Origin of the sequence: Streptomyces albireticuli (assembly GCF_002192455.1) — a bacterium.
GTDB lineage: Bacteria > Actinomycetota > Actinomycetes > Streptomycetales > Streptomycetaceae > Streptomyces > Streptomyces albireticuli_B.
Genome location: NZ_CP021744.1, coordinates 6,799,506 through 6,812,853 on the forward strand (window position 1 = coordinate 6,799,506; position 13,348 = coordinate 6,812,853).

Here is a 13,348-nt window from a genome sequence, read left to right on the forward strand (position 1 = left end):
GGTCGCTCCGGTGGAGCCGCCCTCCACTCTGCGCCGCCGGGGGGTCGCTGTCCAACATCCCAACCCGATCACATTCAGCAGGATCGATGATGAATGCGGGGGAACGGTTCCTTGATCGTTCTCTTGAGGTCCCCCCGGCCCGCTCCTTGATCGTTTCCTTGACCGGGCCACGTCGGGGTCGCGTCGGGGCCACGTCGGGGCCGCGTCCGGGCTGTTCTCAGTCCGCGGGCACCGCCGTCGGCCCGCGCTCCTCCAGCATCGCCAGCAGGGCCCTGGCCGCCGCGGTCGGCTGACCGGCCGCCGGCACCGCGACCGCCACCTGCCAGGACGTCGGACTGTCCAGCGGCACGGAGCTCAGCCCGCGCGCCTGCTCCTTGAACGTCACGGGCCGGGGCACCACCGCGGCCCCCAGGCCCCGCGACACCAGGTCGAGCAGCGTATAGACGTCATTGACCTGGAGCGCCACCTTCCGGGCCACCCCGGCGTCCGCGAACGCCAGGTCCGCCGCGCGCCGCGCACCCCAGTCCGGGTGCAGGTCCACGAAGACCTCGCCGCCCAGCTGCGCGGGCGGCACCGGCCCGCCGACCCCGGCCAGCGGATGGTCGGCGCGGCACAGCAGCATCAGCGGCTCCGCCGCGACCCCGCGCAGGCGTACGCCCTCGTGGGAGCCGTCGTGCACCACGAAGGCCACATCGAGCTCGCCGCGCCGCACCTGCTCCAGCAGCCGCCCGGAGCCCGCCTGCTCCATATGGATCTCCACCTGCGGGTGCCGCGCGTGGAAGGCGGCCAGCAGCGCCGCCGCGTCGACCGTGCCCATGCACTGCTCGGTGCCCACCGAGAGCTTCCCGCCCATCAGGCCCTGCACGGCGGCGACCGCCTCCCGGGCGGCCGCCGCGCAGGCCAGCGTGCGCCGCGCCTCCACCAGCAGCGCCCGCCCGGCGTCGGTCAGCCCCACCCGCCGGGTGGTGCGCAGGAACAGCTCCGCGCCCAGCTCCCGCTCCAGCGCCCGCACCGACGCCGACACCCCGGACTGGGCCACGCGCAGCCGCTCGGCGGCGTGCGTGAAGTGCTGCTCCTCGGCGACGGCCACAAAGTGCTCAAGGTGTCTGAGTTCCATGATTCAGCATGGTAGGTGCTGGATTCCGCCGCGCCCCACGCCGGGCGGGTGCCTCTCCACCACCGGTGGGCACGCGGGGCCGTCCGCGCGGGCGGGCCGTGTCGCCCGCCCTGCCCCGCCGAGGGGGCCGCCGGGCCTCTCCACGACACCTCCACGCCCCCTCCGCGTCCCCTTCATGCCCTCTCCGCGCCCTCTCCCCAAGGGGGTTCAGGAGCGCTTCCCGGCCAACTCGCAACATGGCGGCAACAGTGTCACCTGGCTCACACCAGCTCCGTAGGCCCCATGGCGCCCAGTGGTCTTGGCCGGTCCTGTTCGGTGGGTGCAGCCAGAAGTGGCCGTTCGTGTCTACAGTCCCTCGCCATGCGCAGAACAACACTGGGACGGCTGAGCCTGTCCGCGATCCTCGCCTTCGTCGTCGCCCTCCTGGGCCTGGCCGGACCGGCCCACGCCGCCGACACCCCGCCGATGACCATCACCGTCGACAAGCAGTCCGCGACGCCGGGCTCCACCGTCACCATCAAGCTCACCTTCACCAACGACCAGACCACGAACTCCCAGTTCGTGTACCAGTCGATCCAGCCGACGTACGCGACCACCTCGGACCCCGGCCTGAAGTACGCCTTCGACGCGTGCACCGGCGACACGTCCTCCTGCACCGTCGCGACGAAGCAGAGCGGCGCCGTGAGCTACAACGTGCCGGTCCTGCCGGGCGCCAGCCGCACCGTCACCCTGACCTACAAGGTCGGCGCGGACTCGGCCTGCGGCCCGAGCCGGCGGATCGAGTTCTACACGTACCTCTACTACGAGTACCAGGGCGGCCAGCTCAACAAGTCGGGCCTCTTCCCCGTCGGCGGCACCGACATCACCTGCGCGACCCCCGACACCCCGGCGGCGGCCCACTGAACACCCCACCCCGGAGCTGATCAGGCACCGGACCGCGCCGCGTTGCTGAGCGCGTCGGCGGTCGCGTACCACAGCACACAGCCTTGAGGTCCGGCCCGGCCAGGAGCGCCCTGGCCGGGCCTGGGCGCGTCAGGGGCCGGGTTCCCTCAGGCCGCGGGCCGTGCGTGCCAGCGCGCGGACGCCGCCTCGTAGCAGCCCTCGCAGACGGGGAAGGACACCTCGCCCACGGCGGGCAGCCGCACGGTCAGGAGCAGGTCGGGATAGGCCTCCTCGGAACAGACGTGCCGGCCCCGGTGGGTGACCGCGCACATGCAGTGACACGGCTCCGTCTGCTCCGTCGAGGCGATCCGCGGGGACGGGGCGCGGCCGTGCGTCAGGCTTCCGAAGGGGGCCATGCCGCCATTGTGGACCCTCCGCCCGTCATCGGCACGGCAAGCGGTGCTGGTCCGGCCGGGTGAAGGGGCACATACGTCCGGTCGTCGGCGGGAAAGGTCGGTGCGCCGGGATCCGACGCGCGGACCCCGGTCGGCGCGCGCCCACGCGGCGCCGTGGCACGTGTTCGAGGGAACGGGACGACGGATGGCAGCAGGCACGGTGAAGTGGTTCAACGCCGACAAAGGCTTCGGTTTCATCACGCAGGATGACGGGGGCCCGGACGTGTTCGTCCACTTCTCCTCGATCGCGACGACGGGTTACAAGTCGTTGGAAGAGAACATGAGGGTCACGTACGACGTGACGCGGGGCCCCAAGGGGCCGCAGGCGGAAAACGTCGTTCCGCAGCGCTGAGGGGGCCCGCTGCGCGGGGCTTGTTCCCCAGCCCCGCCCCTTCCCGAACCGGGGCTCCGCCCCGGGCCCCGGTCCTCAATCGCCGGACGGGCTGATTTGTTGCCCGGAACCGGGCTGGAAAGCCGCCCCCGGCACAAGGGAAAGCCGGCCTCGGACAGGGGCACGATCCAGCCCGGCCGGCGTTTGAGGCCACCGCGCGTCAGCGCGGCCGGGGGCCCGGGGCGAAGCCCCCGGTTACGGGAAGGGGCGGGGCTGGGGAACAAGCCCCGCGCAGCGGCCCGCCCCCCCACCCGCCTCAGTCGACGCACGGCACCCCACCCATCTCCACCGCCGGCCCCTGAAACGCATCCGACGGCACCGGCGCATGCCTGGACGCGGCACCGCCACCGCCCGACCCGCCCGCCGACCCGCCCGCCGACCCGGTCGGCGAACCACTCGCCGGACCGCCCGGCTTCGCGTCACCGCCCCCCGCCGACGGCGTCGCCCCCGCCCCGATCATCTTCCCCACCAGCGCCCGCACCCGGTCCGCGTCGACGAGGTTCACCGCCTCCCCCTTCCGCGTCGCGAACCCCTCGATCGGCAGGGTGTGGAACTCCGCGTTGCCCCCGGTGAGGTTGGGCGCCTGCCGGGCGAAGTCCAGGATGTTCCAGCGGTCGTCGATGACGACGTCCTTCTTGACGACGTCGAAGAGCCCCTGGAGCTTGCCGACGTCGCCCCATACGCCCTGGGACTTGAGCTTGTGCGTGACGGAGGACAGGAAGGCCTGCTGACGGCGCGTACGGTCGAGGTCGCCGCCGTCCAGGCCGTGGCGCTGCCGGACGAACGACAGGGCCTGCCGGGCGTCGAGGTCCTGCACCCCGGCGGGGAAGTCCGCGCCGGAGTAGCGGTCGCGCACGGGCTTCTTCAGGCACACCTGGACCGGCTGGACGACCTTGGCGATGTCGTAGAAGCCGAGGAGGTTGACCTCGGCGAAGTGGTCGATCGGCACGCCGAGGAACTTCTGGACCGTCGCCAGCGTGGCCTCGCGGCCCGCCTCCCTGCCCCGGTGCTCCAGGTCCGCGCCCCGGACGCCCTCGGCGATCAGCTTCTCCTCCGCCTCCGCCTTGGCCAGGCCGTACGCCTCCTTGATCTTGTGCTCGCCACGGCCGCCGGCGATCTCGACGTAGTCGTCGCGCGGGATGGAGAAGGCGGTGACCTTCCCGCCGTCCGCCGGGATGTGCATCAGGATCAGCGTGTTGGTGTTGTAGCCGCCGATCTCGCTGGACCCGGCGTGCAGTTCCCGCTCGACGAACTCCTTGGGGAGGGCGTTGCCGTTCATGTCCCTCCGGCTGTCCAGGCCGATCAGCAGGACGTTCACCGCGCCGTCGCGGCCCCGGGGCGCGCCGTCGCGCAGCGCGTCGAGCGCGTGCGAGGTGATGAGGCCGTTGTTCAGCCAGTGGTAGGCGAACCAGCCGACGCCGCTGGTGAGCATCACGGCCGCCGAGGTGAGGCACACCGCCAGGCGGGCGAGGCCGGCGGCCCTGGCCCGCCGCGCCCCGCGGCGGCGCGGTGCGGGCCGCCGCGGGGCGCCGCCCGTCCTCCTGGGCGCGGGCACCGAGGTGCGCCGGGGCGCGGGCGCTCCCGTGGTCCTCCTGGGAGCGGTCCGGGGGTACTCAGGCATGCGCGGCCCTCCCGCGCCGTCGCCGGCCGGGGCGTCCGGACCGGCCGGGGCGTACGGCGCGCAGTGTGAGCACCACGGCGGCGGCGGTCTCGGCGGCGGCGATCGCCGGGAAGGTGTCCATCGCCCAGCGGACCCCGGCGGTCATGGCCGTCGCGCCGGTGTGCGGGACGGAAGCGTCCGTCAGGAGCTGGGCGACGGCGGCGACGGCGGCTATCACCAGGGGCGGCAGCGCCGCCGCGCACCAGGCGCGGCCGCGCGGGGCCGTCAGGGCGGCCAGGGCCGCGGCCGTCGCGGCGGCCGCGGTGAAGAGCCGGCCGAGCCCGGGGCCGCGGGCCGCGTCCACGGCGGCACCCGAGGCGATCAGCGCCGCCGGGACGAGCAGCGGCACCACGGCCCGCCGGCCCCGTCCGCCCGTTCTCCGCCGCGGTTTCGCGGTCGGCCTGCCACCCATGCGTGCTCCCCATCGGTCGGGTGCGAGCCCGGCTCGCCTTGCATATTTGCGCAATATAGCAAGTGTCGGGGAGGTGATCGCGGGCCGTCCCGCCGCCCACGCCCCCCGGCCCGGTCCGCCGCCGGACCACCCGGCCGTTACGGGACAGTGACACGCGAGGAGACAACGCACCCGGGGAACGTACCGTCTCATTCCTCGAATCAGTGCCAATGACGGCTCATTGGTGTGGAGTTGCCATGGAAAGTATGAATTCCACGAAAAGGACCGTGAAGCTCCGCGTAAGGCGCCGCTCACGGACCCCTCTGTTCCGGACGCCACTGGTCACGGCCCTGCGGGCGGCCGCCGCCGGGGCGCTCGGCCTCGCCGCGCTCGCCCTGACCGCGTCCCCCGCGACGGCCGAAGGGGTGAGGAACACCGAGGGGGTGATGAGGATCGCCGCGCCCGCCCACCCCGTCCGGACCGGCCAGACCGTACGGGTCAGCGGCGACGGCCGCGCCGGTGACGACGCGGCGCGCTATCTGCGCGCCTGCGTCGAGCAGCGCACCGGCGCCCGGGGCACCTGGCAGACCGTGACCTGCGGTGCGCCGGTGGCGTCCGAGGCGGCCGCGCGGGTCGAGGCGCGGGTGCGCGCCCGGCGCTCGGGCACCCTCCAGCTCCGCGGGGTGCTCTACGGCCTGGACGCCGCCCGGGACCCGCGCCCCGACCGGCTCGGCGGCTCACCCGTCCGCACCCTCCGCGTCCGGTGACCCGCGAGGGCCGTGCCCGGAAGCCCGGCCACGAAGCCCCGTGGGTGAAGGCCCGCCCGCCGAGCCCCCGCCCCTCACACCGCCCCGCCCCCGCCAGCACACTCCGCACCGTCGCCGCCGAACCCCCCGCCGCCGCGCGGTCCCGGGCGCGGTCCTCGCGCACCTGCGTCCCCAGGCGCTGGAGGGTCTCCAGCGGGCAGCCCTGCCGCAGCGTCGGGAAGAGGTCGTGCTCCTCGTGCCGGATGTGCTGGGAGACCTCGCGCTCCAGCGCGCGGACGCGGCCGTCGAAGCCGGGTTCGAGCACCGTGCAGGACTCCAGCCCGCGCAGCATGGCCGTCAGCCGCTCCTGCCCCGCGTTCTCCTTCTCGACGAACGCGTCACCGCCGGGCAGACAGGAGCGGACGGCCGGGTAGAGGTACCGCTCCTGGGCCGCCGCGTGCCGCGCCAGCTCGCCGGCCGCCTCCTGGAGGAGGCGTTCGCGCCCGGTGTCCTCGATGGGGGTCCGGTGGATCCACGTGAACAGCGCCTCGATCACCCGGTGGTCGGTCTCCAGCTCGGTGATGATGTCCGTGCGGGTCATGGGACCGTCCCTTCGCCTCGTGCGTGACTGCGTCGGGAACCACGCTGCCACGCCCGGCCGGGATCCGCTCCGGCCGGGCACCCGGCGGCCGGGCCACCCGCGCTGCGCCGTCCGGGTGACCCTCCGCGCGGTGCGGACCGGCCGCTCAGTCGTTGTGCCAGGCCCCGGTGACCGCCGCGACCACGACCGAGCCGATGACCACCAGACGGTGCGTCACCGCGTCGAGCTGCTGGCGCTGCGCGGGCGGCAGGTGCCACTCCTCCCACCAGGTGACCTGCTCCTCGGTGAGCAGCTCCGGCGGCTCGGCGTGCCACCGCTCGCGCAGGTGGTCGGCGAGCGGGAGCACGGCGGCGGCCTGTTCGGCGTAGGCGGAGACCAGCGCCGTCATATGGCTCGTGGGCAGATAGCCGTACCACTGGTCGCGGACGCCCGCGGCCAGCGCCGACACGTCCTCCAGCCACAGCACGTGCTGGGTCACCCACCCCTGCGGGTCGCTGTGCGGGGGCATGCCCGGCAGGAGGCGCGGCTCCACCGCGTCGCGGTGGCCGAGGAACGCTTGGCCGAGGGCGCGTTCCTCGTCGTGCGGGATCCAGGTGCGCTCGCCCAGGGCGATCGCTGCGGCATCGACGGCATCAACGGCGTGGGTCATTTGATCACTTTACGGGGCCCTTCGCCGCACCCCGCACCGCCCTACCCGAGCCTGTAGCCCGCCTCGGCCCGCCCCGGGCCGGAGCGGCGCCCGCAGGCGCGCGCCCGCGCCCGGCCCGGGGCATCATGGCCGGGTGACGAGCCTCGGGCTTCCCCCTGACATCCGTGCCTGTCTCTTCGACCTCGACGGCGTCCTGACCCGCACCGCGACCGTGCACGCGGCGGCGTGGAAGGAGATGTTCGACGCCTTCCTGCGGTCGCGCGACGGGGCGGGCTTCCGGCCCTTCGACGAGGTCGAGGACTACGACGCCTACGTGGACGGCATGCCCAGGGCCGACGGCGTGCGGTCCTTCCTCGCCTCCCGGGGCATCAGCCTCCCCGAGGGCCGGCCGGACGACCCGCCGGAGGCGGACACCGTGCACGGCCTCGGCACCCGGAAGAACGCGATCGTGCTGGAGAAGATCGAGGAGCTGGGCGTGCAGCCGTACGAGGGCTCGGTCCGCTACGTGCGGGCGGCGCGGGACGCCGGGCTGCGCCGCGCCGTGGTCTCCTCCAGCGCCAACTGCCGCGACGTCCTCGTCGCGGCGGGCATCGAGGACCTCTTCGAGGTCCGGATCGACGGCGTGGTCGCCGCCGAGCGGAGCCTGCCGGGCAAGCCCCACCCCGACACCTTCCTCGCCGCGGCCCACGACCTCGGCGTCGAGCCCCGGCAGGCCGCGGTCTACGAGGACGCCCTGGCGGGCATGGAGGCCGGCCGCGCCGGGGCGTTCGGCCTCGTCGTCGGCGTGGACCGGGTGGGCCAGGCCGGGGCGCTGCGCGAGCACGGCGCGGACCTGGTGGTGGGGGACCTCGACGAACTCCTGGGAGACGCACCGTGATCACCCATCCGGCCTACGCGGTCGAACCCTGGTGCCTGCGCGAGACGGCGCTCAACCTCGACGTGCTGCCGCAGAGCGAGTCGGTCTTCGCGCTCGCCAACGGGCACATCGGCTGGCGCGGCAACCTCGACGAGGGCGAGCCGCACGGCCTGCCCGGCTCGTACCTCAACGGGGTGTACGAGCTGCGGCCCCTGCCGTACGCCGAGGCGGGCTACGGCTACCCGGAGTCGGGCCAGACCGTCATCGACGTCACCAACGGCAAGCTGATCCGGCTGCTCGTCGACGACGAGCCGTTCGACCTGCGCTACGGCCGGCTGGTGGCGCACGAGCGGGTACTGGACTTCCGCTCGGGGCTGCTGACCCGCCAGGCCGAGTGGACGTCGCCGTCGGGCCGCACGGTGCGGGTGCGCTCGACCCGGCTGGTCTCCTTCACCCAGCGGTCCGTCGGGGCCATCGCCTACGAGGTGGAGGCGGTCGACTCCGAGACGCGGATCGTCCTCCAGTCGGAGCTGGTGGCCAACGAGCAGCTGCCGGCGGCGGGCGGCGACCCCCGGGTGGCCGCGGTGCTGGAGTCCCCGCTGGTCCCGGAGGAGCACGCGGCCGAGGAGGGCCGGCTGCGCCTGGTGCACCGCACCCAGCGCAGCGGGCTGCGGGTGGCCGCGGCCGCGGAACACCGGGTGGACGGCCCGCAGGAGACGAAGACGTACTCCAAGTGCAGCGAGAACCTCAGCCGGTTCACGGTGACCACGGTGCTGCGCCCCGGCGAGCGGCTGCGGCTGGAGAAGACGGTCGCCTACGGCTGGTCGGGGGTCCGCTCGCTGTCCGCGATGCACGACCAGGTCGACGCGGCGCTGGCGGGCGCCAAGAGCACCGGCTGGGACGGGCTCTGCGCCGAGCAGCGGGCCTATCTCGACGAGTTCTGGGACCGGGCCGACGTCGAGGTCGACGGCGACGCGGAGATCCAGCAGGCCGTGCGGTTCGCGCTGTTCCACGTGCTCCAGGCGGGCGCGCGGGCGGAGTGCCGGGCGATCGCCGCCAAGGGGCTGACCGGCCCGGGGTACGACGGGCACAGCTTCTGGGACAGCGAGACGTTCGTCCTCCAGGTGCTGACGTGCACGGCACCGCTGGCGGCGGCGCAGCCGCTGCGCTGGCGGCACGCGACCCTGCCCGCCGCGCTCAAACGGGCACGGCTGCTCGGCCTCCAGGGGGCGGCGTTCCCCTGGCGGACCCTCAACGGCGACGAGTGCTCGGCGTACTGGCCGGCCGGCACGGCCGCGTTCCATGTCAACGCGGACATCGCGGACGCCGTGGTGCGCTACATGACCGCCACGGGCGACGAGGTCTTCGAGCGCGAGGTGGGCATGGAGCTGCTGATCCAGACCGCCAGGCTGTGGCGCTCGCTGGGCCACCACGACCACCAGGGCGAGTTCCACATCGACGGGGTGACGGGCCCCGACGAGTACAGCGCGGTCGCGGACGACAACGTCTACACCAACCTGATGGCGCAGCGGAACCTGCGGGCGGCGGCGGACGTCGCCGAGCGCCACCCCGACCTCGCGGCCGAGTTCGGGGTGGACGACGAGGAGACCGCGGCGTGGCGCGACGCGGCCGCCCGGATGGCGCTGCCCTTCGACCCGGTGCTCGGCGTCCACGAGCAGTCCCGCGGCTTCACCGGGCACCAGCACTGGGACTTCGCCGGCACGGACACCGACCGCTACCCGCTGCTGCTGCACTTCCCCTACTTCGACATCTACCGCAAGCAGGTGGTCAAGCAGGCGGACCTGGTGCTGGCCATGGTGCTGCGCGGCGACGCCTTCACCGACGAGCAGAAGGCCCGCAACTTCGCCTACTACGAGCCGCTGACGGTCCGGGACTCCTCCCTCTCGGCCTGTGTCCAGGCCGTGATGGCCGCCGAGGTGGGCCATCTGCGGCTGGCGTACGACTACCTCGGCGAGGCCGCGATGATGGACCTCTCCGACCTGGAGAGCAACACCCGCGACGGGGTGCACATCGCCTCCCTCGCGGGCACCTGGATCGCCCTGGTCTCGGGGTTCGGCGGGATGCGGCAGTGCGACGGCGTCGTCTCCTTCGCCCCCCGGCTCCCCGAGCAGCTGCGCCGCGTCGCGTTCACCGTGCAGGTGCGGCAGCGCAGGCTGCGGGTGGAGATCACCGACTCGGTGGCGACGTACACCCTGGTCGAGGGGCCGGAGCTGGAGATCGAGCACTTCTGCGAGCCGCTGACGGTGACGCCGGGGCGCTCGGAGAGCCGGAAGGTGCCGGGCCTCCAGGAGCCGCCGGAGCCGGCCCAGCCGGCGGGCCGGCGACCGGCCCACCGGGGCTGGGCCGCCACCCGGCCGGAGCCGGACGGCCCGGCGTGATCACCGGCCGACGTGCAGGACCGGATCGGGGAACAGGGGATCGGGGAAGAGGGGCGGGACGTCCACCGCCAGGCGCGCGTCCGCGGAGTTGATGTAGGTGAGCAGCATGACCAGGGGGTCGTCCCCTTCGTTGCGGCCATCGTGTATGTGGCCGGGCCCGCCGGTGATGAAGCTCGTCCCCGCGGGGTGCCGGCTGATGTGGCCGTCCGCCCAGTAGTGGGTGAGCGTGCCACCGGTGACGACACCGACGAGGGTGCCGGGGTGGTAGTGCCATCCGGTCCGCGCGCCGGGCGGCATCGTGGTCCGGTGGACCACGACGTGCGCGGCGTCGGTCATTCCGGGAGGCAAGGGAAGGACGATCCCGCCTTCGGCCATGGTCTCGCTGACCGGCTGCTCCCTGAACACGATGAGTTTCCCTCTCGTTCCGGTGTGCTGCCCGGGTTCGCCGGGCTCACTCCAGGCTTCTGGGTACGGGACCCACGGAGGATGCTCCGAGCGGTCCCCTCTGCGGTTGACGCCGGCGAGCACAATGGTTCCTATGCCTGTTGACATGACCGAACCGCTGCGCCGGCTCTCCCTGGACGAGCTGCGGCTGCGTACGAGCGCGAAGTGGCGCACCCATCCGCCGGACGTGCTGCCGCTGTGGGTTGCCGAGATGGACGCGCCGCTCGCCGAACCGGTGGCGCGCGCCCTCACGGAGGCGGTCGCGCGGGGCGACACCGGGTATGCCTCCGGGACGGCGTACGCGGAGGCGCTCGACGCGTTCGCCCGGGAGCGGTGGGGCTGGGACGGCGTGGTGGCGGCGCATACCGCGATCGTGCCGGACGTGATGCAGGGCGTCGTGGAAGTCCTGCGTCTGATCACCGGTCCGGGGGACACCGTCGTCGTGAACTCCCCTGTGTATCCACCGTTCTACGGATTCATGGAACATATGGACCGACGGGTGGTGGAGGCCCCGCTGGACGACGGACACCGCATCGACCCGGCCGCGCTGGAGGAGGCCTTCGCACGGGCCACAGCCGGCGGGCGGCGGGCCGCGTACCTGCTCTGTAGCCCCCACAACCCCACCGGCACCGTGCACACGGCCCAGGAGCTGGCCACCGTCGCCGAGTTGGCGGCGGCCCACGGCCTGCGGGTCGTGGCGGACGAGATCCACGCGCCGCTGGTGCTGCCGGGCGCGGAGTTCGTGCCGTATCTGTCGGTGCCCGGCACCGGGAGCGCCTTCTCGGTGATGTCGGCCTCCAAGGGGTGGCACCTGGCGGGCGTGAAGGCGGCGTTGGCCGTCGCGGGCCCGGAGGCCGCCGCGGACCTGGAGCGGATCCCCTACATCGTGAGTCACGGCCCGAGCCACCTGGGCGTCGTCGGTCACGCCGCGGCCCTGCGGCACGGCGGCGACTGGCTGGACGGCGTGCTGCGCGGTCTGGACGAGAACCGCCGGCTGCTCGCCGACCTGCTGGCGCACCACCTGCCCGGCGTGCGGTACGCGCCGCCGGAGGCGACGTGCCTGGCGTGGCTGGACTGCCGGGCGCTGGGCCTCGGCGACGACCCGGCCGCGGTGTTCCTGGCGCGGGGCCGCGTCGCGCTGACCGGCGGGCTGCCCTTCGGCTCGGGCGGGGCGGGGCACGTGCGGCTGAACTTCGGCACGTCGCCGGAGATCGTCACGGAGGCCGTGCACCGGATGGCGAAAGCGCTCGGATAAGCCTGCCGGAATGATCCAACCACCGTGATCTCAGGCGCACTTGGCAGAGGGTGACAGGTGTGTCAGGCTCGGCGCCGTGCCTTCCCGAGCGAACGACCCGACGCTGTACCGCTCTCCGGCGGAGGCCATCGCGGCGCCGCCGGAGAGGCTCGCCTACCTCGTGGGCTTCGACCGGAGCGCACGCCGGCCCGACGCCCTGTTCACCGTCGACACGGACCCCGGCTCGGCGTCGTACGGGCGGGTGCTGAGCCGCGCCGACGTCCCGCACCTGGGCGACGAGCTGCACCACTTCGGCTGGAACGCCTGCTCCAGCGCGCTCGCGCACGCGGGCCACCACCACGCCGAGCGGCGCTATCTGCTCGTACCGGGACTGCGCTCGTCCCGGCTGTACGTCTTCGACACCCACCCCGACCCGGCCCGGCCGCGCCTGGTGCGCACGGTCGAGCCCGGCGAACTGGCCGCGCGGGCGGGCTATTCGCGCCCGCACACCCTGCACTGCGGCCCCGACGGCGTCTTCCTGTCCTGCCTGGGCGGCGCGGACGGCCGGGACGGCCCCGGCGGCGTGGCGCTGCTCTCCCACGACGGCACGGAGGTGCTGCGCGCCTGGGAGACCGACCGCGGCCCGCAGCGGCTGGCCTACGACGTGTGGTGGCACCTGCGCCACAACACCGCGGTCACCAGCGAGTGGGGCACCCCCTCGATGATCGAGGACGGGATCGACCCGGAGCTGCTGCTGGGCCGCGCGTACGGCCACGCCCTGCACTTCTGGGAGCTGGACACCGGCCGCCACCTCCAGCGGGTGGACCTCGGTGACCACCACCAGATGGTGCTGGAGCTGCGGCCCGCGCACGACCCCGAGGCGGCCTGGGGCTTCGCCGGGGTCGTCGTGGACGTGACGGACCTGTCGGCGTCCGTCTGGCTGTGGTACCGGGAGGACAGCGGTGCGTTCGCGGTGCGCAAGGTGATCACCATCCCGGCCGAGCCCGCCAAGGCGGAGGATCTGCCTCCGGCGCTCCGGCCGTTCGGCGCGGTCCCGCCGCTGGTGACCGACATCAATCTGTCGGTGGACGACCGCCTGCTCTACGTCTCGGCGTGGGGCACCGGCGAGCTGTTCCAGTACGACGTCACCGACCCCTTCCGGCCGCGCCGGACGGCCTCGGTCCGGCTGGGCGGGGTCGTCGACCGCGCCCCGCACCCCGGCCGGCCGCGCACCCCGCTCACCGGCGGCCCGCAGATGGTCGAGGTGAGCCGGGACGGGCGCCGCGTGTACCTGACCAATTCGCTGTACGGCTCGTGGGACGACCAGATCTACCCGGAGGGCGTCGACCCCTGGCTGATCAAGCTCGACGCCGACCCGGTCCGGGGCGGGCTCACGGCCGACCCGGACTTCTTCCCGCACGGAGCGGACTTCGAGGGCCTGCGGGTGCACCAGACCCGGCTCCAGGGCGGCGACGCGTCCTCGGACTCGTACTGCCACCGCTCGTAGCCCGCCCGCGGGTCCC

The 13,348-nt window shown here is 73.9% G+C and carries 13 protein-coding genes and 1 pseudogene; 7 read left to right on the plus strand and 7 right to left on the minus strand.

The window, feature by feature from the left end; all coding sequences use genetic code 11:
• Positions 1-217: 217 nt before the first annotated feature.
• Complete coding sequence (locus SMD11_RS29430; protein ID WP_087929327.1) at positions 218-1,117, minus strand: LysR family transcriptional regulator; 900 nt, start codon at positions 1,115-1,117, stop codon at positions 218-220.
• A gap of 360 nt (positions 1,118-1,477) precedes the next feature.
• Between SMD11_RS29430 and SMD11_RS29435 the strand changes: the two genes are divergently transcribed.
• A complete protein-coding gene (locus SMD11_RS29435; RefSeq protein ID WP_087929328.1) occupies positions 1,478-2,020 on the plus strand; it encodes a hypothetical protein in 543 nt (180 codons plus the stop codon).
• 146 nt (positions 2,021-2,166) lie between these two features.
• On the opposite strand, the gene SMD11_RS29440 is transcribed toward SMD11_RS29435, so the two are convergent.
• Positions 2,167-2,415, minus strand: a complete 249-nt coding sequence (locus SMD11_RS29440) for a DUF6372 family protein (RefSeq protein ID WP_087929329.1) — start codon at positions 2,413-2,415, stop codon at positions 2,167-2,169.
• A gap of 184 nt (positions 2,416-2,599) precedes the next feature.
• Between SMD11_RS29440 and SMD11_RS29445 the strand changes: the two genes are divergently transcribed.
• Positions 2,600-2,806, plus strand: a complete 207-nt coding sequence (locus SMD11_RS29445) for a cold-shock protein (RefSeq protein WP_087929330.1) — start codon at positions 2,600-2,602, stop codon at positions 2,804-2,806.
• A 295-nt stretch (positions 2,807-3,101) separates the two neighbouring features.
• Here the strand turns inward: SMD11_RS29445 and SMD11_RS29450 are convergent, their stop codons facing one another.
• Both SMD11_RS29450 and SMD11_RS29455 read right to left on the minus strand, forming a co-directional pair.
• On the minus strand, positions 3,102-4,466 hold the full coding sequence (locus SMD11_RS29450; protein WP_087929331.1) for an LCP family protein: 1,365 nt from the start codon (positions 4,464-4,466) through the stop codon (positions 3,102-3,104).
• On the minus strand, positions 4,459-4,917 hold the full coding sequence (locus SMD11_RS29455) for a hypothetical protein (RefSeq protein WP_159395376.1): 459 nt from the start codon (positions 4,915-4,917) through the stop codon (positions 4,459-4,461). The genes SMD11_RS29450 and SMD11_RS29455 overlap by 8 nt, the downstream gene beginning before the upstream one ends.
• Positions 4,918-5,162: 245 nt before the next feature.
• Between SMD11_RS29455 and SMD11_RS36615 the strand changes: the two genes are divergently transcribed.
• The gene (locus SMD11_RS36615; protein WP_234366209.1) at positions 5,163-5,663 is read left to right on the plus strand and encodes a hypothetical protein; all 501 of its coding nucleotides are present in this window, start codon (positions 5,163-5,165) and stop codon (positions 5,661-5,663) included.
• A gap of 268 nt (positions 5,664-5,931) precedes the next feature.
• Here SMD11_RS36615 and SMD11_RS37390 read toward each other — a convergent pair.
• Both SMD11_RS37390 and SMD11_RS29465 read right to left on the minus strand, forming a co-directional pair.
• A pseudogene (locus SMD11_RS37390) lies at positions 5,932-6,243 on the minus strand (hemerythrin domain-containing protein); the annotation flags it as partial.
• Between the two features lie 145 nt (positions 6,244-6,388).
• Positions 6,389-6,892, minus strand: a complete 504-nt coding sequence (locus tag SMD11_RS29465) for a hypothetical protein (RefSeq protein WP_087929334.1) — start codon at positions 6,890-6,892, stop codon at positions 6,389-6,391.
• Positions 6,893-7,025: 133 nt separating this feature from the next.
• Between SMD11_RS29465 and SMD11_RS29470 the strand changes: the two genes are divergently transcribed.
• Positions 7,026-7,769: an HAD family hydrolase gene (locus tag SMD11_RS29470; protein WP_087929335.1), complete on the plus strand. Its 744-nt coding sequence runs from the start codon at positions 7,026-7,028 to the stop codon at positions 7,767-7,769.
• Positions 7,766-10,147: a glycoside hydrolase family 65 protein gene (locus SMD11_RS29475; RefSeq protein WP_087929336.1), complete on the plus strand. Its 2,382-nt coding sequence runs from the start codon at positions 7,766-7,768 to the stop codon at positions 10,145-10,147. Before SMD11_RS29470 ends, SMD11_RS29475 begins: the two co-directional genes overlap by 4 nt.
• Here SMD11_RS29475 and SMD11_RS29480 read toward each other — a convergent pair whose 3' ends face one another.
• A complete protein-coding gene (locus tag SMD11_RS29480; RefSeq protein WP_159395377.1) occupies positions 10,148-10,552 on the minus strand; it encodes a cupin domain-containing protein in 405 nt (134 codons plus the stop codon). It abuts the gene before it with no gap.
• Between the two features lie 124 nt (positions 10,553-10,676).
• Between SMD11_RS29480 and SMD11_RS29485 the strand changes: the two genes are divergently transcribed.
• Both SMD11_RS29485 and SMD11_RS29490 read left to right on the plus strand, forming a co-directional pair.
• Positions 10,677-11,846, plus strand: a complete 1,170-nt coding sequence (locus SMD11_RS29485; RefSeq protein WP_418952491.1) for a MalY/PatB family protein — start codon at positions 10,677-10,679, stop codon at positions 11,844-11,846.
• A gap of 76 nt (positions 11,847-11,922) precedes the next feature.
• Positions 11,923-13,332, plus strand: a complete 1,410-nt coding sequence (locus tag SMD11_RS29490; protein WP_087929339.1) for a selenium-binding protein SBP56-related protein — start codon at positions 11,923-11,925, stop codon at positions 13,330-13,332.
• The last annotated feature ends 16 nt before the right edge of the window (positions 13,333-13,348 follow it).